Annotated in this window: 1 protein-coding gene; it reads left to right on the top strand. The window is 62.7% G+C overall.

The window, feature by feature from the left end:
• Positions 1–43 precede the first annotated feature (43 nt).
• Positions 44–1015: IS30 family transposase (locus tag NN5_RS24750; RefSeq protein WP_067739378.1), on the top strand; the 972-nt coding region annotated here is incomplete at its 3' end.

Below are 1015 nucleotides of genomic sequence, written 5' to 3'. Positions count from 1 at the left end.
TGAGTTCACGAAACAAGTGCAACACCTGCATGGTGTTGTTGCGATGGGAAGAGATTATGGCCAGCTCAGCCTTGATGAGCGGATCGAGATATACCGCCTGCATGCAGGCGGTATATCTCGCAGATCGATAGCAGCCTCACTGGGGCGTGCAGCCTCCACGATCAGTCGAGAGCTGCGGCGCAACAGCGTGAAGACGAAAGTCTGGCCCGGGGGCTACGAACCGGTGCGTGCCCAGTTGCTTGCCGAACGCAGACGCCGTTGGGATTGCCGTTTCAAGCTGGCGCGCCAACCGGACCTGCGCGATCGGGTGAGGGACGGCCTTGCGATGGGATGGTCCCCCGAACAGATCGCCGGCCGGCTGGCGCGCCAGCACGGTCGCACCGTGATCAGCCCGGAGTCAATCTACCGCTTCATCTACCACCGCTCGGCCAGCAAGGACTATTGGCACCGTCTGCTGCCCAGGGCCAAGCACCGGCGAGGCCGCCGGGGCATCCGCGGCGGCAGCAGCGTCGATCTCATCCGGCACCGTTGCCCTGTCCACGAAAGGCCGCACGAGGCCGGCAGCCGAAACGTTCCCGGACACTGGGAGGCTGATTTCATGCTCTTCGCGCGGTATGGCCAGTCCATCCTGGTCGCCCACGAACGCGCCTCGCGCTTCACACTCGTCCTGCGACCCGAAGACCGCAAGGCGCGGCGAACCGCCCATCATCTCTCCGCCATGCTGGGCTCTCTGCCGCAACACCTGCGGCGCACGATTACCTTCGACAACGGCTCCGAATTCGCCCTTCACCATGAACTTGCCGAACAGATCGGCATCAGGACCTTTTTCTGCGAAGTGCGATCGCCATGGCAGAAAGGCGGTGTCGAAAACGCCATCGGACGTCTCAGACGCACCTTGCCGCGAAAGACTGATCTCGATGCCATCGATCTCGCGGCCATTCAGGCTGCCGTTCACCGATACAACGCTACTCCTCGAAAATGCCTCGACTTCCAGACACCCGCCGAGGCATTCTCG

It is taken from the genome of Novosphingobium naphthalenivorans NBRC 102051 (genome assembly GCF_001590985.1).
Classification (GTDB): domain Bacteria; phylum Pseudomonadota; class Alphaproteobacteria; order Sphingomonadales; family Sphingomonadaceae; genus Novosphingobium; species Novosphingobium naphthalenivorans.
Note: the sequence above shows the minus strand (reverse complement) of the source record. Positions and strands in the feature narration are given on the sequence as shown.